The sequence below is a fragment of the Pseudomonas sp. S3_C06 genome, assembly GCF_054667675.1.
The window spans coordinates 1-21152 of record NZ_CP162747.1 but is presented as its reverse complement, the minus strand read 5'-3'; the positions used below and the strand labels follow the sequence as shown (position 1 = coordinate 21152).

Genomic DNA, 21152 nt, shown 5'->3' with positions numbered 1-21152 from the left:
CCAATACCCTGCCCCAACGTACGCCAAACGCTTATTTCTAGCGTACCGGCGCTCCGAGCGACCGGTACCAGGTCCCAATCACAATAATAATGAGGACAGTCATGAGCCAGAACCGTGCAACATCCTTCTTGCCGCTCGCCCTTTTCATCGCGGGTTGCCCTCTGACGTTGCCCGCCCTGGCCACCGAAGCCGGCGTCGACAACATCGGCACCGGCACCGACGGTTTCTTCATGCTGCCGCTGGAAGTCGACAGCCTTCCGCAGAACATGGTCGCGTTCAACCTCTACTACAACCATTACAAATCGACCAAGCTCAACATCAGCTCGCTGGGCGGCAAGGTGCCGAATGTCGAAATCGAGTCCACCGCGGTGATTCCACGTCTCGATTATTTAAGCCCCGTGCGCGTGTTCGGCGGACGTCTGGCCGGGTACATCGCCCAGCCATGGTTGAAGCAGGAAGTCTCGGTGTTCGGCTTGAGCGACACCCGCGAAGGCATGGGCGATACCACCATCGCGCCGATCATTCTGTGGGACATGGGCAAAAACCTGACCCTCGGCGCCGCCGTGGAAATCACCGTGCCGACCGGCGAATACAGCGTCGATCGACTGGCCAACACCAGCAACAATTTCTACACCTACAAGCCGCTGTTCTCGTTCACCTGGCAGCCGACTGAACGCACCGAAGTCTCGATGAAGACCACCTACAGCTTCAACGAGAAGAACAAGGACACTGACTACAAGTCCGGGCAGATCTTCCACTTCGATTATTCGGCCAGCTACAAGATCACCGACGACCTGATGCTCGGCGTCAACGGCTACTTCCTCAAGCAGACCACCGACGACAAACAGTTCGGCCACACCGTGCAGTTTGCCGGGCAGGACGTCGATGATGGTGTGCGCGGCAAGGTGTTCGCGATAGGCCCGGCGCTGCACTTCACCTTTCTCAAGTACGCCAGTGCGGAGATTCGCTGGGCCAAGGAATTTGACGTGGAGAACCGGCCGGAGGGGGAAATGTTGTGGGCGAAGGTGAGTATTCCCTATGCGTTCTGAGTGTATTTGTAGGAAAGCGCACCTGGATTTGTAGCCTGAAAACCTGAAAAACGCATGGGTGGAATACGCCTACAGCGACGGTCGAGATTACCGGACAACAGGGGGAAACGTCTGGCAGATTTAAAGGGTGCGCTTGCAGATACTGGGCTCCGTTATCCCATGGTTGCTCAAGGGCTCATGGGGTGCATCGTCTGCCAGTGACGACAATGGGCCATGTCCCCCCTTAAACTGCCGAGATTGATCACGGAGATCACTATGAGCATATTACTTTCCCCGTTTTACTCTGACTTCGAATCCGAAGAAGAGGCCGAGAGCTACGATCGCTGGTTTCGTGCAGAGGTACAGCATGCACTCGATGATCCTAGTCCTGGTATTCCCCATGATGAGGCTATGGCGATGCTCGACCAGATGCTGGAAGAGATGCGCAGGAAGCGCCGCTCTGCTGCTTGAATGGAGCAGCAAGTCCTCGCGTCAACTGGCTGACATCTTCAAATACATCGAGCAACACAACACCAACGCTTCAATTTCGCTAAGACACAAGGTTGGTGCGGCAGCACAACGGCTTTCATCAATACCTTACGGTTACCGACCTGGCCGAGTGCCTGGTACTCGTGAGATGGTGATTCATCCGAACTATCTGCTGGTCTATCGAGTGAATGGGCGCATCAGAATACTGGGGGTGCTTCACGCCCGGCAAAAATACCCTTTAACTTCATCAACATAAAAAAGGGCGACCAACCGGTCGCCCAAACGTACTACACGAGAGTCTTTTACAACGACAGTTGCCCACGCTCCTCCTCGGTCAACTGCTGTTTCGCCTGTTCATCCAGCGCCCCGGCGCCCAACACCTGCACCGGGCTGTTCGGGTTGTAACCCGGGGCCGGTGCACGGCTGGCGCCATCGCGGGACGGCGCAAGTTGTTCATTGCCGAAGCTCAACACCTGCACGGTGAACACCGAAGCCTGATTCTGCCGCGAAGCCGCCTGCTGCTGACGCGCGACATCTTCCGCCGCTTGGGTGGCCGACGATGCCGCCGAACTGGCCGAGGTGATCGCCCCGGTATTCACCGCCGACACCACCGGCACACCCGTCGCCTTGCCCTGCACCGAGATGTTGGCGGCGTTGACCACCGTCAGCGCGGCGATGTTGACGTTGCCCGACACGCGAATCCCCGCCTCGCCCGCATCGATGGTACCCAGCGGCGCGATCAAGTCGATGTCGCCCGGTGCTACTTCGGCGATCGGGTTGAGCGTGGCGATACCGGCGCCGGTGCTTGGCACCGACGGCGACAGCGTGACGTTGCCCCAGGTGTCGTAGACGCGTTTCGGCGGGGTGTAGACCACGGTGGTTTTCGAGCCACGACCGGCGTTGATATCGCCCTCGGCCGACCAGCCGAGAATCGAACCGCCGAACGTGGTCATGATCCGGCTCTGCCCCAGCAAAATGCTGCCCTGCGAATAGAGCTGAATATTGCCCGAACCCTGGGTGATGATCCCCGCGGTGGACGGTGGCGCCGCGCCTTCGATGCCGAACACCTGACCGCCACCCGGGGTGAGCATCTGGATGTCGCCGCCGAACAGAGTCTTGACCCCAGCGCCGCCGTACAGCGTGATATCGCCGTCGTAACGGATCGGATTGCCCGCCACATCAGTGTTCGGGAACAGCGCCGCAATCGCGTTGCGACCGCGCAGATAACTGCCAGTGCGCGGGCCATCGACGTCGTTGTATTCCAGGCCGCCGGCACGCAGTTCGGCGAAGTACACCTGGCGGGCGAAGATCGCCTGTTCGGTACTCGGCAGTGCGGCGAAGAGGGCTTGCGCCTGTTCTTCGCTGCCGCTGAAGCCGTAGCCGAGGGTCAGCCAGCTCTGCAACTCGTCCAGGTAGGTCTTGACCACTTTGCCCGGTTGCCCGTTGAGGGAAGCGTTCGGATCGGCCAGGTTCTGCGCGTTAAGGTAACGCGCAATGAATCGCGTGTAGTCCGGCCCCTGCACTCCTGCGCCGGCCTGCAACACGATGCTTGCCCCCGATCGGCTGTCTCCCGCCGTGATCGGTCCGAGGCTGGTAATAGCGGCCTGATTCTCCATCAGGATGTTGCGCCCGGCATTGACATCCAAAAGGCCCGGGCCGGCGATATCGAAGCTGCTGTAGAGAATGTCGCGCCCGGCAGATACGCGCGAGACATCCCGCGGGTCGTTGTGAATGAACAGGTTGCCGGTCGAACTGACGTTTTGTCGGGTTCCGCCCAATTCCTCATTCGGCGCGATTGTCGGCTGCCCCAGGAAAGTACCGGACGCGACGATATCGCGACCGGCCATCATCCACACCGGCCCCGCCGCTTCATACCAGGTACGAGCGGACGGGGAAAAACTCAGCGTTTCGCCGCTGCGTAAACCGACCAGATCACCAGTCAAGGCATAGAAACGCGCCGGGCCCTGTACATCGCTTAACCCCGAGAAGGTGTCGGCGCCAAAGGCAAACAGCGGATAACGCAGGTTTCCCTTCGGGATCACACCATCGGTGCTGTAGTTGCTGACCAACGGCACGTTCGCGCTGGCTCCGTATCCCGAGAAGGCAGGCGCAAAGGGGGTCGCAATGGCTGCCGGGCTCGCGCCGGACTGATTGATCGCATAACCGCCGGCGTAGATGGAGTCACCGGCCAGCAACGACAGTTGCCCGTTTGTCGAAGGCGCCAGCAATAACGAGTACCCCACCGCCGGAAACAGATTGCTTGATGCACCGAAAGCGGCCGACGGTCCCGCATAGATGGAACCCTGGCCTGCAACGGCCCGAAGAATCGAGGGGTATACAAAGCGACCATCAGTCGGCGAGCTGTTCATTCCACTTACGGTTTGAGACGACGTCGTGATGACTTCAGCCATCTGTGTGCTCGGTGTGAGATTGCCTCCGGCGGAAAACAGATCGATGGCCGTGTGCCCGGTCCACAACGAGAAGCCGCTCAGTCCACCACCCGCATGGACCTCGCCATTGTCAGTGGTGAACGGCGTGGAGTTCTGCAGCCTGACCCGACCCGGATCCGCCGCGCCCCCTATCACCAGGTCGCCGCGTGTGCTGATGCGCATCCCCGAATCACCCGGTATCAAGACCACGCCACCGCCGGCCGCTCCGGTGCTGGCACTGAACAAATCGTAGGCTCTGGTTTCCCGGGCGTCCTGCTGGAATTGCTCGACGCCATATTGCAGGTTGATCGCACCCGCAGCAGCGCCGGTCAGCTGTGCCGCACCCCGTAGATTGATCAGGGCGCCTTGAAGGTCGTGTCGCGGCGGTGTCGTGCCGTTCTGCCCCGACCTCGCCTGCAATGACGGATTGAGCATGCCGCCAAGACGAATGTCCATGTCGCCACCGCCGGTCAACTGCAGGCTACCGTCAGCGCCAACGCGGCCGGTGCTGCCCACTGCCACGATCAGTCCCTGACTGCGGGGGTTAAGCAACTGATCGCCTATGGCCCTGAGCATGCCTGCATCCGCGCCAGCGCGCAGGCTGATATTGCCGCCGCCCAACGTGCCGAAGCCGGTGAACCCGACCAGGTACGACCCGGTGTCGGTGCTCTGGTCCGGCAAGGGTTGCGTGGCGTAGCTGCCGAAGTTGATCCACCAGGCCGTAGCAAGATCCGCCTTTGCGTCGCCCTGACGCCAGAGCCAGTTGCCCACAGCAACGCTGGGGACCTGTTCACGCAGTGGCGCGTTCATTGCGTAGCTGCGCCGCCCGAGCGTGTCCCCCGACACCGAACCACCGGCACCGATCGTCAGGTTGCCGCCCATCTGCGGATACCACGCCTGATACAGGCTTTCTGAACCGCCATTGACCCATTTTTCGTAAGCGCTGCCGGCGCTGCCCAGTACCGATCCATCGTCAGACAGGCGGCCGCGGGCCTGGTTGAAACGTGAATCGACATCGCTGGACTGAGTGCCCGCCGTATAAACGCCGAACGGTGAGTCCATGCGCAGATTGCCCGCAGCCATCAAATCCAGATCGCCAGTACCGGTGCGCAGCACGCTGAACATCTGCGAGTGGGGATTGGCGGTTATCCCGCCCTTGTTGGCCAGGCAGTTCCCCGGATCGATGTCGCACCAGAACAGATCGTCGTCACTGACCGGGGTTCCGGCGGGTATGCCCATCATGTTGCCATCCGCCCACAGGAACTTGGCCGGTGGGAGACAGACCCCGGGAATCAGATCGCACCAGAAACTGTCCTCATCGCTGACGACGCTGCCCGCCGGATACCCCAACGGGTTATCCGCCGACCAGGTGCTGTCGAGCTTTTTCTCGGTGACGATAATCCCGAGGTGAGTGTCTGCCAGCCGTAAGTCACCGCCACTGGTGACGGGTTTCACCACACGACTGTCAGCGGCTTCCAGGTCGGCACCTGCAACTATCCGCATCGACCACGATGCGCTGCCCGACGGCAACATGCTCGCGATCGCCCAGTTCGCGCCCTGGCGTGTACCGTTCAATGAACGAAGTTCGATAAAGGGTGTGTCGGCAGCCAGCACCACATCGGTCATGGACGGAATCAGGGAGCCGCGCAGCAGCGCCAGCGACCCACTCAACTTCGCCCCCACCGCACGCTGTTGGTCATCCAGAACACTGGGCAGCGGCACGCCTTTTGGCCAGAGCATGGCCTGCATCCCGGTAGCCTGAGCGAGTCGGGTCCCGGCGCCCAGGCGGCTGCCGGCCGGCAATATCACACTGTCATTGAGCAGCGTTCCGGCGCCATACAGCAGGTTACCGGAGGCATCGTGTACGGCTGCGCTCAACACGGTGCCGGCCGGCAACGTGTAGGGGCCGGCGAGCACGCCCTCGGTGGGCAACAGCGTACCGCTGGCGAGGACGGCGGCCTGGATCGGCAAGTCATAGTTCAGCTTGACGCCCGCTGGGAACAACGTGCCCTCGGCCAGCGTCACGCCCGCCCCCGGCACAATCAGATCGCCGCCAAACGGCTGGACGCCCGGCAGCAGTTTCCATCCCGCATCGTCCACGGTTTCCGGCGGCGGCGCGAAGCCATCGTTGATGCTGCCGTAGATGTCCAGGTCACCCCCGGCTCGAATCACCAGGCTCCCCGCCTCGCCAGAACCGTAGAGCGAAGTTTTGCCGGTGTTCGGGTTGAGACTGGCGTAGCGATAGCCGGACAAGTCCAGATCGCCCTGCACCACCATATCGCCGTCGGCGGTTTTACTCGCAATCTCTACACCTGGTCGCAAATGGAAGGCATCGGCATACCCCGCATTGTTCAACCCTGCCAGTTTGCGCTGCAACAGATCAGCGTTGCCCAAGGCTGCGTTGATGAACAGGTCGTTGTCACCGTGGATGCGGTTCAGGTAAGCCTGGTCGATGATTTGATAAGGCCGACCGCTGGCCGCCGGATCTACCCCGTCGGCGGCATCGGTATAGCGGCGCACGGCATTGAGCCCGATGGACCGCGCACCCTGGATGATCAACGCGCCACGGGCATCGATGGCGATGTCATCGGCGCCCAGTCGCGGTGCGTTCAGTTCCAGTGTGCCGCGCAGGCGACCGTCATTCTGACCCGCCAGGGTGCCGACTGCCGCGTCCGTGCCATGGCGCAGGTCTATCCGTGCACCGGGAGCGAGGGTCAGCAGGCCGTCGCCGGAGCTGAGCTCGACCATGGCCCGGTTGGGCGCGTCGATAATCTTGCCGTAACTGTCGACCCGCAGTACCCGACCGTGAGCATCCAGTACCGCGCCGCCCGCCACATTCAGGCCATGGGCGGCCGACAGGCGAATATTGCCGACACGTTCGCCGCTGGCATCGACCAGGCCGTTCACCGTCAGGCTGCCGTTGTCCACCGATACCGAGACCTCGCCCGCCTTGAGGCCATCGCCGATCACCAGGTCGCCCTGTTTGAACTGGAAGCTGCGACTGCCGAAGACTTGCCCGGCGTTCAAGCGTTGGTTGAGCGCAGCAAACTGTTCATTCAGCGCTCCACCCAGGTGTTGCGCGCGTATGTCCACGCCAGCGGATTTGTAGGGTACCCACGTGCCGCCGGCATCGTAATGCCCTGTACTGCTGCCACGGATTTCGCCTTGCAGATCGACCTCGCCCGCGGTGTCTGACAGTGCCACGACACTCAGATTGCCGGCCTGATTGTTCTGCGCTGACAGATCGATGCGCGAGCCGGCCGCCTGACGAATATTGCCGTCGCGGCTGTACAACGCCACGTCGCCGCCCCAGCTGTACTGATTGATATCGTTGAATGGCAGGGTGCGGCCCGCCAAGTCTAGGGTAGCCCCGCTCGTCAGGGTCAGATCGCCCTCGGCCTTGACCTGCAATTTGCCGCTGGCCAGCGCAATCCGGCCGTCGAGCACCACATTACGCCCCTCCAGCGTCAGTTCGGCACCCAGTGCATCGGCGGGCGCCACCCCGGTCGGCCCGCTCAATACCAGACTGCCGCCGGCCTTGAGCGCATTCACCGAGCCGCCCTCCCCGGTCAGCAGAGGTGTGCGCAGGTTCAGGTTGCCGCCGCTGTAGAGATAACCCTTGATCGGGTCGTAAGCCCCCTGCGTTTCATAAACCGCGAGGCTGCCCTTGTGGTTGGCGGTAATGCGGTCACTGGCGTTGAGGTTGACGTTGGCAAAGCCCAGCGCAAGACGAGCGTTCTGATCCAGGCCGTTGGGTTGGGAATAAGGGCCGTAGCCAAAATCGATGCGCTGAGCCTCGATGTTCAGCGTGCCGTGCCCGGTGCCCGCACCGCCGCTGGCCACGGCCCCGGGCGCCTGAGTGGTGCCGTTCCAGATCAGGTTGGCCGTGCGGATGGTCGCCACGTCGCTCGTATCCCCCAGGCCGTAGATGGCCGGGGTCGTGATCATCAGATTCTGCAACCTGCTGCGCCCGGTCTGAGGATCCAGAGTGTCCAGCGCGACGCTGCCGTAGAAGTTGAACGCGTCGCGAGTGGTCAGGCTGAGCGTTTCCAGGGCTGGCGCAGCAAACTGGGTATCGCCGCGCAGCAACCGGTCCAGCACGCCCTGATTCAACGTCAGGCCGGCAGGCAGGCGACCGACCGCCGCCAGTGTTTCAGTGGTACCGATGTTGACCGCACCCACAGCCAATGCCAGGTGACGGGTGCCGAAACGCACCGCTTCGGCCAGTTCGAACTGATTGTTGGTGGCCGCCGTAATGCTGCCATTCGAATAAAGCATCGCCGGATTGGCGCATGCCTGGCGATCGCAGGTACCGATGCGGATGCTGCCAGACGCAGTGCTGACGTTGACCTCTGGCGCCAGCACATTCGTCCAGCCGTTGGACACCACCAGCAGACTCGCGGCGCCGGGCTGATAGACGAAACCGCTCGAGGAGTCGTACGGCACCTCGCCGCGTCCCAGAGAGTTGACGCCGGCACCGGCCTCGACCGTGATGGCACCGTCCCCACTGTTGGTCCAGAGCAGCACTTCGGGTGCTGAAAGCAGCGCACCTTCACGCAAGGTGATGTTGTAGGTACTGCCCGTGAAACTGACGATGTTACCGGCCGTGCCGTAATTCACCGTCGGGGTCGCACCGATCGCCAGACGAGAAGCGCCCAGCCGGTTGAGCGTATCGGCATTCAGCGAGACGCCGGCAAAGCCTTTCGTGGCTGACTGCCCGGTGGCGAGAATCTCAAAGCTGTCGCCACTGCCGCCACGAATCACCGCCGTCCCGGCCACGCCTCCCTTGGCGGCTGCGAAGGCGATCCGGCCGTTGAAGTCCAGTGCGGTATCCTGCTTGCCCCCCGCGATGACAAACAGGTTAAGCGCTTTAGCGTCCATGGGCGCCAGCGCACGCGGAACACCCCGGCGCGCCGCATCGCTGACGATGAACTGCTCCAGAGTGGTTTCGTTGTATTGCGAGTAACGCCGCAACACATCCGCCGATGTCACGATGACCTGGCTGGCGAGGTTGTCCCGCACACCGGTATTGGCAATCGACATCCGCGCACTGCTTGTCCACGAGCCGTTGCGCATTGCAACCGCGCCGTTGGTGGCGCCCGGGGCGGCCTGGCCGTTCACTTCCACCCGGAACGCGCCCGGCAGCAACGTGAAGGTGGAAGGCAACAATGTATAAGTGCCTGCCGCCAACCCTGGCACGCCGCTGCCCAGGGTGATCTGCTGACCGATGCGCGGATCGACCGCTCCCGCTTCCCCCAGTATCGGTGCGTAGGCACTCTGATCGCCCGGGACAATGGCGTACACCGGGTTGCTGGCCAGCCCCGGCAGACTGAACGTTCCATCGCTGGCATTACGCACCAGTGGACTGAACCGCGCATCGGTGGAGCCACCGCGACCGGAGACAAACCCGGCACCGCGCAAATCTCCGCCGCCCGACAGGTCGATCAACGCGCCGGACTGCACATCCACGTACTGCGAGCGCAGGCTCACCCCGGCGCTGTCGCCACTGATGCCTTTCAATATGATCGGCGCGCCGTTGTAAAGGTATTCGATACCGTCGGTGGTGCCGCCATAAGGCATCACCAGACCGGCCGCACTGACCGACGTCGTACTCCCGGGCAGCAGGCGCAGTTCCTGGGTTTTGGTCAGCAGATCACCCAGACTGATGACGCCCAGAGGCGCACGCAGAACACCGCCCTGATCGATCCGGCTGGCGCTCATCGCCAGCGTGCCAAACACCGAGTACGGCAGCGCTGTCGGCGCCGGACCCTGGCCAGTGATGCGCAATGTCCGATGGGTATCGGCGAGAGAACTCTGACTCTGATAGCCGACCCGGACTTCGGCCGAGACCCCGCTCGCAGGGTAGATCTGCGCGGCGCGCAGATTCAGGTCCCCCGGTGTCCACAACTCTGACTTCACCTGGCCACTGGTGGGCGCAAGAAACCGCACGTCCCCGGTGCTGGTCAGCGATACCTGGTCAAAGCCGCGACGGCTGACTTCAACCGGGGCGTCGTTGTTCTGCAAGATCGACCCTTGCGCGCCGAACGACAGGCTGTTGGCAATATCCAGTACGTTGGCATTGACGTTGAACTGCGCCGGCGAAACTTGCGCAGTCGGACTGTTCAGGACCCGGGGACGAATGGTGCCCACCACACCGTAATAAGTCCCCACACCGGACAGCCGCACCGAAGGCGCTGATAGATTGACCCGCGTCGAGTCGCTGGAAGTCTGCGCCAGGGACAAGGCCCCAGCATAGAGATTCAGACTCTGATTCATGTGCAGGTCGACGTCGCCGTCAAATGACAAGAGGCCGTTGCTGAACACGCTCAGATTGTCGAATCCGCCCGACATCAACGTATCGGTGCTCAGGCGGGCATGCCCGTAACGAAGAGTGTTCGCGGCGTCACCGGGCTTAAGGTCCACGGGCAACACTGCATCGCCCGGTCCGTGACCAATGACGATTTCCCGAGCTCGCAGAACCTCGGCACCCGCCTTCTGCGTAGCGTACAGCGGGGTCTCCAGAGCTACCTCCAGCCGTCCGCCGGCAGCACCGCTGCCACCTGAAGCGGCGCGCAATTGACCATTGATCCACAGGCCGTTATACGAACTCAGGCTGATACGTCCGCCATCCGAGGCAACGCGGGTCGGACCCTGCCCGGAGATGTCCAGCACGGCCTGCGTCCCGGAGGCATCCAGACGTGCGCCTTCGCGCACAATCAGAAATGCATCGGCCGCCGTCGCCGTCGCACGCTTGGGATCGATTTCGCCGCCGATGATAATGCTGCCGCCCTTGTCGACCTGACCGTAGACCCGACCCGACGCATCGACCGCCGTGTGGGCACGCCCCGCGACGTCCAGCAGCGCCTGCTCACCGATCCAGATCGAGCGGTTGTGCGCCTTGCTGTCGGCTTGTTGCTGTGAAGTGGCAACGTCGATTGAACCGAACTGTTGCTGACGTATATCCAGGGTTCCGCCCCAGGCCTGCAGTTCGCCTTCCAGGGTGATCTGCCCGGTCCCGCGCAGATTGATCCGTTGTCCGGGATCGACCGTGATGCGCGATCCGCGTCCCAGCGTCAGGGTGCTGGCGGTGTCGAACCGGTCGAGTTCACTCGAGCCGGCTTGCAGCGCCAGACTCGCACCGGCGCGCTGACTGAGTACGCCCTTGAGCGGGTCTTCCTGATACAGCGTGGGTGTCCACCGCTCCATCGCCTGGCTCGGGTCGACCCCGCTGACCGGATTCAGCGTTGTGTCGGCAAAACGGTAGACCGGCATCGTCACATCGATTTGTGTGCCCGCCGTCACCTCCAGACCGTTCAGACCGGTAACCCGGTAGGCAGAGAAACCGTTGTCGAACAACTCGGGCGTCAGCTGCAAGGCATGTTCGGGCAGCGTGTCTGCGGACGCACCGATCCGCACCCGATTGGCCTGAATAGCGAGCGTACCGCCGCCCGTCACGCCATGACCGAGAATGTCGCCGGCCATCGTCAGATGCGAATCGCCCAGCGCAGAAATCGCGCTGGACTCAAGACTCACGTCGCCACCCTTGCCGCCCTGGGTCTTGCCATTGGCCAGAATCGCACCACCGGACGACACATCGATCAAGCTGCCCGTCGCCACATCGATATCGCCACTGCTGCGGATCGAGACCCGGCCTCCGTTCAGGTATCCGAGACTTGCCACATCGTCCGGATCGGTACGCAGATTGCTCCAGAGACCACGGGTGTCGAGGCGTACATCCCTGGCGATTGTCACCTGCACCGGTTCACCCGCCGGTGCAGCAATCAGCATGTCGTCAAGGGTGCTGCTGCGCAGCTGGTTCAGCACGTTGCCCAGATTCAGACTGCCGCCGCGCGCCGTCAGATCGGCCGCAACACGGACATCCGGTGCGTACAGCGTGATGTCACCCCCGGTGTCTACCTTGAGCGCGTCGTTGACTTCAATCCGCTCAAGCGCCGAAATCTTCAGTGCGCCGAGATCAAAGCCATTGAGCTGGCCGGCGTCGAGAAACAACTTGCCCTGACGGTCTTGCGCGACGGCGCCGTTCAGATCCCCGGTGAATTCCTCGTCCCGCCGTTCGCCGCCGATCAGAACCTGATCCAGCAGCGGATTGAGGGTGTAGCGCAATCCGCCGGACGCCGCCTGATAGCTCGGCAGATAACTGCCGACAATCAACTGCGCGCGCCGTGCCAGCGCAGTCTGGCTCTGCTCATAACCGTCGATGACCGCACGCGGCGTCTGAGTCTGTCGTTCACCCTGGAAAACCTCACCCAGCAGTTGCCCGTCCAGCACCGCGTTTCCAGTGCTGACCACCAGTTGCCCGGCATCGCGACCCACGGTGTAACCCGACTCTGTACGACTGGACGGTGCAATCAGCGGGTTGTAGAACGTGCGGGTCTGGCCCCACCGCTCACTGTGATCCTCGTAGCCCTTGTACAAACCGTTGTAGAGCTGATCCCCCGGCGCACGCGAGACTTCATAAAGACGACCGTCTGCACCGCGCAGCCAGCTCTGTCGAATCTCGCCGCTTTGCACATCGAGGGTGCCGCCAGACAGGTTGATCAATGATCCTTTACGCGTGACCACGTCGTTGCCGGCAAAACTCACTGTGCCGCCCTGCGCCATCCACTCGCCGATGCCATGCCCCTGGGTGCCCAGATAACCGCCGACTTCCAGCAGGCCACCCGCGGTGTACCAACGGTCCGTCGCATAGCCATTGGTGCCGGCCGGCACGTAGACCAGTTCACGCACATCGACCCAGACATCGTTGCTATTGAGCGCGCCGTTCTCGCGATTGACCGACGCATCGCGCTGCTCGTTACCCTGCACGTTGATCTTGATGTTGTTCGATTCCATCGCCACCTTGACGCCGACAGCGCCGGCAACGTCGATCACCGCGCCTTCGCCAACCAGGCTGCGACGCTGCGCGGTGACAGCGACCTGCCCCCCGGTGGCCAGGGTGATCGAACCGTTCTGGAATTCGACACTGCCGCCGCTCTGGAGATCGATACGCGACTGATCGCCGCGAATCCTGTTATTGAGGTTGACCCCGCTCAGGGCCGCCTGATGCTGACTGTCCAGCGCCGTCAGGTCGCTACTGTCGAGCATGACCGCCGTGACACTGCCGGGCGCCAGGGTGACGCTGCCGCTCGTGTCACTCGCCGGATTGAGCAGGTGAATGGTCCCGCGAGTGGCGACCGAGGTGCTGCTCAGCAACACGCCGCCCTGCTCCACTTCATGCCCGGTCAGGGTGATGTCACCCGTGGCAGCCTGAATCAACCCGCTGTTGCTGACCCGGCCGCCACTCTCGCCAGCCTTGAAGCCGGGCGTGACTTCGTTGCCAAAGGTTGTCGAAAACGTGTTGCCTTCTGTGCCTGAGCCTTTGCGGATGTAAAAACGATCACCGGCACCCAGCACGGTCTGGCCTTTGGCGGTGTTGAGGGTGCCGTCATTGACAACGTCTTTGCCGAGCAACAGCGTATAGCCACCGGCGTCGGTCGAGACGGCGGGCTTGTGGGTTTCAATCAGCGCACCGCGCTCCACCAGCACCTTGCCGGCGGCATCGGTGAACGTCGGCTGGCTGCCGTTGCTGTCGAAATACAGACCACGATCCCGGAACTGGATGTCGGTGATATTGGCAGCGGCGGCCACCAGGTTGCGCACGTTGACCTGGCTGCTGCCGCTGAACACGATGCCGTTGCGGTTGATCAGCATCACCGTGCCGTCGCCCTTGATCTGGCCCTGGATCTGACTGGCGCGTGCGTTCGGATCGTTGACACGGTTGAGCACGGCCCAATTCGACTGCTGAGCAAATTCGACTGTGGTATTTCGCCCGACGTTGAAGGTCTCCCAGTTGAGAATGGCCTTGTCGGCCGTCTGCTCGATCTTCACGTTGGTCTTGCCATCGGCTTGCGTCTGCTGCGGGCCTTTGGCGTTCAGCCAACCCTGAGTCAGGCTGTTGTCGACCTTGAGGCCGCCCTCGCCCAGCCCGTCCGGAACGGTCTGCAGACTGCCCAGGGCCACCGCGCGCCCGGCAGCCTGAGCCGCCTGCTGTGCGGCAATGGCCGCCACGGTGTTGTTGAGGGTCTGCAACGAGCGTTGCAGTTGCTGGTTGGCTTTTTGCTGCTGCGCCAAGGGTGGCGTCATCCCCGGCAAACCAGCCGCACCGGGCCGGGCGGCCGCGGCTTGTTGCGCAGCGCCCTTGGCCGCGAACCAGCCAGAGCTGAACGCGGTCGCCGCCTCGGCACTGCCGGCTACCAGACACAATGCCACCGCGTGCGCCAGGGGCTTGAGCAACCACAGCGCCGGATCGGCAACGTCACGCCTGAAAGTCTGGCCGGGGATATTGCGACGGGATGGGCGAGCGAGCATCACTACGAGATCCTTTTTGATTGCCACACGAAGCTGCAGGCCAGCAAAAACCTGCTGTTACGACATAGGCTGTTGGCGAGGGCCACGACCGAACGGATGTCACACAAACTTCATGATTGAGGTGTAAATCGGCCAAAAAAAATGGCAGCAGCCCTAAGGCTGCTGCCATTTCATTGTGCGTGTAGCAGGACTTACAAAGGACGACCCACGCCGTTGCAGACGCTGGCGTTGTTGATGTCCAGGTTGTTGCCGGAGGAGTTGGTGATGAAGTTGGCGGTCACAGCGTTTTTCCAGTTGGTTGGAACCGGAATGAAGCCGTGGGCAGCGGTAGCAACAGCGTTGCCTGGAGTGCTGTAGTGCTGGGTCAGGAAGGCCTTCACGTCAGCGGCAACAGCGGCGTCCTTGTAGCACTGGCCGAAGATGAAGTTGGTGTAGGCCGCCATGGCATAGCCGGTCCCTGGGTTGGCTACGACCGGTACCCACTGCGCCGGGTTGGATGGAGTGGCTGGCAGAGCAGCCGATGACAGGGCAGCATTGACGTTGGCGCTGGTAGGCTGAACACCGTTGATGCGCGCCACTACGGCGTTGCTCGACGCGTTCACACCGTCCGGACCGACATAACCGATCGAACCGTTTACAGCGTTCACGGCGGTAGCGACGTCAGCCGTGTTGACCACACCTACCCAGTTGCCCGGCAGCGGAGAGCCACCCAGACGAGCGCTGGTAAAGGTAGTGTTGACGGCGAACTGGCCAGGGCACACCGAGTTCAGGTGACGAGTGAGAATTTCAGTGGTGCCGCTGGAAGCCGTGCGATAGACCACGCGGATCAGGGTCGGGTCGGTTTTGGCGTCGTTGTTGAGCAGTTCACCCCAAGTGGTCTTGGCACCGGACAAGGCGTCGCACAGTTGCGCGCTGGTCAGGTTGAGGGTGGTGTTGCCAGTCTTTTTGTAAGGGATCGCTACCGAGGTGGCAACCGATGGCAACTGAATCAGCGGGCCGTAGGAAGTACCGAAGTTGGCGGTGTAGTTGCTGAGTTCCGTAGCGTTGAGAATCGAATCGCTGGCAGCGAAGTGCACAGTGCCGGTGGTGCCGAATTGCGAAGCGGTGTTGGAGAGGAAAGCACTTTTGCCGATGCCGCTACCGGTTACGACGTAGCTGAAGTTGGCAGGCAGGATGCTGTTGGCAGAACCTTTGTACAGAGCGGCAGGCAGTGAAGCGCCACCACCGGTTACGGCCATGGCCTGGGCGGATGCCAGAGCGGCGACGGTCAGTGAGGCTGCGATCAGAGTGCGCTTGAACATGAAGAATCTCCTTTTCAACTAGGTTTGGGAACACAGGTTTTCGGGTGACTTGCATGACACTGGGAGGACTCACCGGGGCCCTCGCTAGCGTTGGCCTTGGTTAAGTCGCACTGAGAAATTCGCAGTTTCCGGTGACAGATAAAGGAAAAAACCTCGGGAGCTGAGAGCTGTTTCCGAAGGGATTTTCTCGGGTGTTTGTCGGGTGTCGTGCAGCGTCTGGATTGGGGGTTGTGCTGAATCGGGCTGGAGGCGTTGGCGGGTGGTTGCAGATGACAGAAAGGAGAACCCGAGGATGGTTCTTTTGAGGGTCGGGTGATGCTGAAGCCCTGGAAAAAAATCTGGATTTTTTGTTGCCCCGACTGAACTCTTCGCGAGCAGGCTCGCTCCCACAGGGATTGATGTTGTTAATGCAATTGACTTAACACCACAGAACACTGTGGGAGCGAGCCTGCTCGCGAAGGGGCCCGATCAGACACCATCAAAACCGGCTACTGGACCAGTTGATTGATCTCAATGATCGGCAACAACACCGCCATCACAATCACCAGCACCACCCCGCCCATCACCACAATCATCAGCGGCTCCAGCAATGCCGTCATGCCCATCGCCCGGCGTTCGATATCTCGCGACAGGGTCTGCGCCGCACGCTCAAGCATCGGTGGCAGCGAGCCGGTTTTCTCGCCACTGGCAATCAAATGAATCAGCACCGGCGGGAATACGTTCTCCACCCGCAATGCAGCGGCAAGGTTCACGCCTTCACGCACCTTCGCCGTGGCCTCAGTGACGCTCAAACTCAAGCGGTCATTGGACAAGGTCTGCCGCGCCGCTTCCAGCGCACGCAACAACGGCACCCCGGCGCCGCCGAGAATCGCCAACGTCGAGGCGAACCGTGCGGTGTTCAAGCCCAGAATGAAACGCCCGAATAACGGCAACTTCAGCACCCGATGATGCCAACTCAAACGCGCCGCCGGATTACGCAGATACAGGCGCCAGCTCCAGAACGCCCCTGCGATGATCGCCGCACACAACCAGCCCCACGCCCTTATGAAATCACTGGCGTTGAGCATTGCCAAGGTCAACCCCGGCAAATCCTGCCGCGCCTGGGAAAACGCGCTGACCACCTGCGGCACCACGTAACTGAGCAGAAAAATCACAATGCCAATCGACACCAGCCCAACCACACCCGGATAGATAAACGCAGTGAGAATCTTGCCACGCAGGTTGTTGCGCTCCTCGATGTAGTCGGCGAGCCGTTCCATCACTTGCGCCAGATCGCCGGATTCTTCACCCGCCGCAATCAACGCGCGATAGATTTCGGGAAAATCCCTTGGCCGCGCCGCCAGTGATTCCGCCAGACGCATCCCACTGCGCACATCGGCGCGCACGGCGCTGAGGGTGTGGGCGATGTGTTTTTTCTCAGCCTGCTCGACCGTGGCACTCAGCGCCGCTTCCAACGGTAGACTCGCGCCCAACAGACTCGCCAGTTGCCGCGTGGCCCAGGCCAGATCGTTGTCGGAGAGTTTGGCGCTGAACAGTCCGCCGCCGCCGTGCTGGGCGACGTTGCTTTCCTTGTGCACCGATAACGCAGTCAAACCGCGCCCGCGTAATGTTGTGAACGCGGCAGCCTGGCTGTCCGCCTCAAGGTGCCCGGATTCGATCTTGCCGGTCGCGTCGGCAGCTTCAAAACGATAGCGATTCATCAGGCGTCCCGTGTCACACGGAGGATTTCTTCAGGCGCGGTGGCGCCGCTGCGGATCCAGCGCTCACCGTCCTCACGCAGGCTGAACATCCCGGCTTTCGCGGCGGATGCGCGCAAGGCCTGCTCCCCTGCCCCTTGGTGGATCAGTGTGCGGATATCGTCGTCGATGCAGAACAATTCATGGATGCCGGTGCGGCCGCTGTAGCCGGTTCGATTGCACGCCGGGCAACCGACCGGGCGCCAGGTGCCGGGCGCGGTGGGGTCTTCTTCCTTGCAGTGATTGCACAGCCGCCTCACCAGTCGCTGCGCCAAAACCCCGAGCATCGACGAGGCCAGCAGAAACGGTTCGACGCCCATGTCGATTAAACGGTTGACCGCCGACACCGCGTCATTGGTGTGCAAGGTCGCCAGCACCAAATGTCCGGTCAGCGAGGCCTGCACGGCGATTTGCGCGGTTTCGAGATCGCGGATTTCGCCGATCATGATGATGTCCGGGTCTTGCCGCAGGATCGCACGCAAGGCCAGGGCAAAGGTCATGTCGATCTTGGCGTTGACCTGAATCTGGCTGATACCCGGTAGATCGTATTCCACCGGATCTTCAACGGTGAGGATGTTGCTGGTACTCGCATCGAGCCGGGCCAGTGCCGCATAGAGGCTGGTGGTTTTGCCACTGCCGGTGGGGCCGGTAACCAGGACAATGCCGTGGGGCTGGCGGATCAGGTGATCGAGTTTGGCCAGCACCTGCGCGTCCATGCCGAGGGTTTCCAGATGCAGACGCCCGGCCTGTTTATCGAGCAGACGCATCACCACCCTTTCGCCATGCCCGGTCGGCACGGTTGAAACACGAATATCAATCGGCCGCCCGGCCACCCGCAAGGCGATACGACCATCCTGCGGCAGGCGTTTTTCGGCGATGTCGAGCTGCGCCATGATCTTGATCCGCGACACCAGCGCACCGTGTAACGCCTTGCGCGGCGAGACCACATCACGCAGCGTGCCGTCGACGCGATAGCGCACCACCGAATGGGTTTCGAAGGGCTCGATGTGAATGTCGCTGGCCTCATCGCGCGCGGCCTGGGTGAGCAAGGCGTTGATCATGCGAATCACCGGCGCGCCGTCCTGAGTGTCGAGCAGGTCGGTGATTTCCGGCATGTCCTGCATCAGCCGATCGAGATCAACTTCGTTTTCCGCAGCCCCAACCACCGCCGCTGCACTACCAGTGTCGGCATAAGCGGCGGCGAGCAAACCATCCAGCTCATCATCGCGCACCCGCTGAATCGTGGTCGCGCCAAACTGACGCCGCGCCTCACTGATCGACCAACCCGGCGTCGACGGGCAAACGGTCAACACGCCATCGCACAACAGAATGCGCTGCGCCTTGGCCCAGGCGTAAGGCAATGCACTCATTGGATCGGCACCGCTTTGATGGTTGCGCGCGGACCCGCCCCAGGTAAAACCGCCGGCACACCCTGTGCCGCTGTCGGCAACTGCGGCGCCTGCATGTCCGGCATCGCCCAGCTGCGTTCCGGCTGCAAACCACCCTGAGCGCGGCGCATAAAGTCGTAGCGATTAAGGGTGATGCTGCGCCCCGCTTCGCTGTCGCGGATGATGTACGGACGCAGGAATACCATCAGGTTGGTCTTGGTAATCGCCCGGCGCTCGTTGCGAAACAGTGCGCCAATTCCCGGCAGACTGCCCAGCCACGGCACCGCGTCATTGCTCTGGCTGTAGCCGTCCTGCAGCAACCCGCCAAGGACCATGATCTGGCCGTCGTCGAGCAAAATACTGGTGTCGATTGCACGTTTGTTGGTGACGATGCCCGTCGATGTCGCGCTGTTGGAAGCGCGTTCGTCGATGCTGCTGACTTCCTGATAGATATCGAGCTTGACCGTGCCGCCCTCAGAAATCTGCGGGCGCACATTGAGCTTCAAACCCACTTCTTCACGGGTCACCGTCTGAAACGGGTTGTTGCTGGTGCCCCCGCCGCCAGTCACGTAGCTGCCGCTGACAAACGGGATGGTCTGGCCAACAAAAATACTCGCCGCCTCGTTGTCCAGGGTCAGCAGGTTCGGCGTCGACAGCACGTTGGTGCCGCCCTTGCTCTTCAAGGCCCGGGCCAGCACTTTCAGGTCAAGAATCTTGCCGATACCGGGGATGTCGACGGTGCCGTTGACGTAGCCCAGGTTCAAACCTTGCGGCAGCACATCGATGCTGGTCTTGCCGTTGGTGTTGATCCCCGAACCACCCAGATTCGCGCCACCGATCACGCCATTGCCACTGAGATTACCGGTCTGCCATTGCACACCGAACTCGCTGGCATCGTCCTCGCCGACTTCGACGATCAAACTTTCGATCACCACTTGCGCGCGGCGTTGGTCGAGCAGATCGATGACTTCGCGCAGGTTGCGATACAACGGCTCCGGCGCGGAAATCAGCAAAGTGTTGGTGGTGGCGTCAGCCTGAATGGTCACACCGCCGGCACTGAAGGCGACGTTCTGCTCGCTATTCTGTGACCCGCCGCTGCCGGTTGCGCTGCCACTGCTGCCCTGGGCGTAACTGCCGCCCGTGCTGCCGCTGCTGTTGGTGGTCGAGGTGCTGCCGCTGGTTTGCGTGCCGCTCTGGCCATTCTGCCCAGCGCTGCCACCGGTGCTGCCGCCCATCGCGCTGAGCACCGACCGCGCACTGTCACTGGTGCCGCTGTCACTCTCACCCGTCAGCAAACCGCGCAGTGCCTGCGCCAGTTTCGCCGCTTGCGCATTACGCAGATAAACCACATGCAGATTGCTCGGATTGCTCTGCGCGTTATCCAGTTTGTAAATCAGATTACGCGCCAGCTCCGTGCGCTCCGGGCTGCCGGCGCGAATGATGATGGTGTTGGAACGCGGATCCCCAATCACCGCGATTTTCTGCGTCGGATCATTGCCCGGTGCATCGAGCAAATCCGCCACCATCGGCGCGATGTCAGCGGCGATGCCGTTCTGAATCTGCACCACGTCGGTGTCGATCGCACTCGGCGAATCAATGCTCGCAATCAACTGCGCAACGCGCGTCAGGTTCTCCGCGTAATCGGTGATGACGATGGTGTTATTGCCCGGATAGGCGTTGATCGGATTGTTCGGCGAAACGATCGGCCGCAGCACCGGAATCAGGTTCACCGCGTTCTCGTATTGCAAACGGAACGTACGGGTGAGCATGCCGTTACCCGCCGGTTTGTCAGCGCTGTAAATCGGCCCGCCAAGCAACTTCGCATCCGCCTCCGGCACCACCTGCGCCACGCCACCAACATCCACCACACTGAAACCCTGCATACGCAACGCCGCCAGCAACATATCGTAAGCCTGCCGCGCCGGCACCTGACCTTCCGAGACCAGCGTCAACGTGCCCTTGACCCGAGGGTCGACCAGAAACTGCTGCCCGGTGGAACGCGACAGAGCCCGCACCACCGCTTGAATATCGGCGTCGACAAAATTCAGCGTCACCGGTTGATCACCCAAAGGATTACTCGGCAAGGCAATGCCCGAAGACGCCGCCCCGCTACGCGAACTTTTGGAGATGTTGTGCAATTGCTTCGGCACAGGTCGCGCCTGCGCCTGCGCGCGTTCGCGGTCGAGCACCGCGTCGCCGCTGCGCTGGGTGTTGGCCAGCGGGCGGCCCAGTTCACTGTCGACCAGCAATGGCGGCTGATTCTGTGGCGTGGTGCTGGTGTTGCTGCACGCGCTCAACGCCATCAGCAGCATCGGCAACGCCAGACGTGCCGGTTTGGATCCTGACCCCTTCATGAAGCTTCCTTAGCGCCCAGCGCCTGATCCATGCGAACGGTGCCTGACAAAGTGCCGGC

The 21152-nt window shown here is 62.0% G+C and carries 8 protein-coding genes and 1 pseudogene; 3 read left to right on the top strand and 6 right to left on the bottom strand.

The genetic code is table 11. The features are described 5' to 3' along the window. Positions 1–101 precede the first annotated feature (101 nt). The 3 genes from AB4N44_RS00045 to AB4N44_RS00035 all read left to right on the top strand — a co-directional run bounded on the left by AB4N44_RS00045 (position 102) and on the right by AB4N44_RS00035 (position 1773). Positions 102–1049: a SphA family protein gene (locus AB4N44_RS00045; RefSeq protein ID WP_460110796.1), complete on the top strand. Its 948-nt coding sequence runs from the start codon at positions 102–104 to the stop codon at positions 1047–1049. Positions 1050–1304: 255 nt separating this feature from the next. Further along, on the top strand, positions 1305–1499 hold the full coding sequence (gene relB / locus AB4N44_RS00040; protein WP_007918192.1) for a type II toxin-antitoxin system RelB family antitoxin: 195 nt from the start codon (positions 1305–1307) through the stop codon (positions 1497–1499). After that, positions 1432–1773, top strand: coding sequence for a type II toxin-antitoxin system RelE/ParE family toxin (locus AB4N44_RS00035; RefSeq protein ID WP_460111661.1), 342 nt, complete (start codon positions 1432–1434; stop codon positions 1771–1773). The genes relB and AB4N44_RS00035 overlap by 68 nt, the downstream gene beginning before the upstream one ends. 46 nt (positions 1774–1819) lie before the next feature. Here the strand turns inward: AB4N44_RS00035 and AB4N44_RS00030 are convergent, their stop codons facing one another. From AB4N44_RS00030 to AB4N44_RS00005, 6 genes and pseudogenes are all read right to left on the bottom strand, one after another. Beyond that, the gene (locus AB4N44_RS00030; protein WP_460110798.1) at positions 1820–14314 is read right to left on the bottom strand and encodes a filamentous haemagglutinin family protein; all 12495 of its coding nucleotides are present in this window, start codon (positions 14312–14314) and stop codon (positions 1820–1822) included. 191 nt (positions 14315–14505) lie between these two features. Further along, entirely contained in the window at positions 14506–15615 is a 1110-nt protein-coding gene (locus AB4N44_RS00025) for a substrate-binding domain-containing protein (protein ID WP_460110800.1), read from the bottom strand. A gap of 488 nt (positions 15616–16103) precedes the next feature. After that, a complete protein-coding gene (gspF, locus tag AB4N44_RS00020) occupies positions 16104–17315 on the bottom strand; it encodes a type II secretion system inner membrane protein GspF (protein WP_212622268.1) in 1212 nt (403 codons plus the stop codon). Beyond that, complete coding sequence (gene gspE, locus AB4N44_RS00015) at positions 17315–18721, bottom strand: type II secretion system ATPase GspE (RefSeq protein ID WP_460110802.1); 1407 nt, start codon at positions 18719–18721, stop codon at positions 17315–17317. Before gspE ends, gspF begins: the two co-directional genes overlap by 1 nt. Continuing rightward, on the bottom strand, positions 18718–21093 hold the full coding sequence (gene gspD / locus AB4N44_RS00010) for a type II secretion system secretin GspD (RefSeq protein ID WP_460110804.1): 2376 nt from the start codon (positions 21091–21093) through the stop codon (positions 18718–18720). Before gspD ends, gspE begins: the two co-directional genes overlap by 4 nt. Further along, positions 21090–21152, bottom strand: a pseudogene (locus AB4N44_RS00005) (type II secretion system protein M); the annotation flags it as partial. The pseudogene AB4N44_RS00005 and the gene gspD, both read right to left, overlap by 4 nt.

Bases quoted from the DNA above. Each gene is read 5' to 3' on its own strand.
- AB4N44_RS00045 (WP_460110796.1), top strand. From the start codon at position 102: ATGAGCCAGAACCGTGCAACATCCTTCTTGCCGCTCGCCCTTTTCATC.
- relB (WP_007918192.1), top strand. From the start codon at position 1,305: ATGAGCATATTACTTTCCCCGTTTTACTCTGACTTCGAATCCGAAGAA.
- AB4N44_RS00035 (WP_460111661.1), top strand. From the start codon at position 1,432: ATGAGGCTATGGCGATGCTCGACCAGATGCTGGAAGAGATGCGCAGGA.
- AB4N44_RS00030 (WP_460110798.1), bottom strand. From the start codon at position 14,314: ATGCTCGCTCGCCCATCCCGTCGCAATATCCCCGGCCAGACTTTCAGG.
- AB4N44_RS00025 (WP_460110800.1), bottom strand. From the start codon at position 15,615: ATGTTCAAGCGCACTCTGATCGCAGCCTCACTGACCGTCGCCGCTCTG.
- gspF (WP_212622268.1), bottom strand. From the start codon at position 17,315: ATGAATCGCTATCGTTTTGAAGCTGCCGACGCGACCGGCAAGATCGAA.
- gspE (WP_460110802.1), bottom strand. From the start codon at position 18,721: ATGAGTGCATTGCCTTACGCCTGGGCCAAGGCGCAGCGCATTCTGTTG.
- gspD (WP_460110804.1), bottom strand. From the start codon at position 21,093: ATGAAGGGGTCAGGATCCAAACCGGCACGTCTGGCGTTGCCGATGCTG.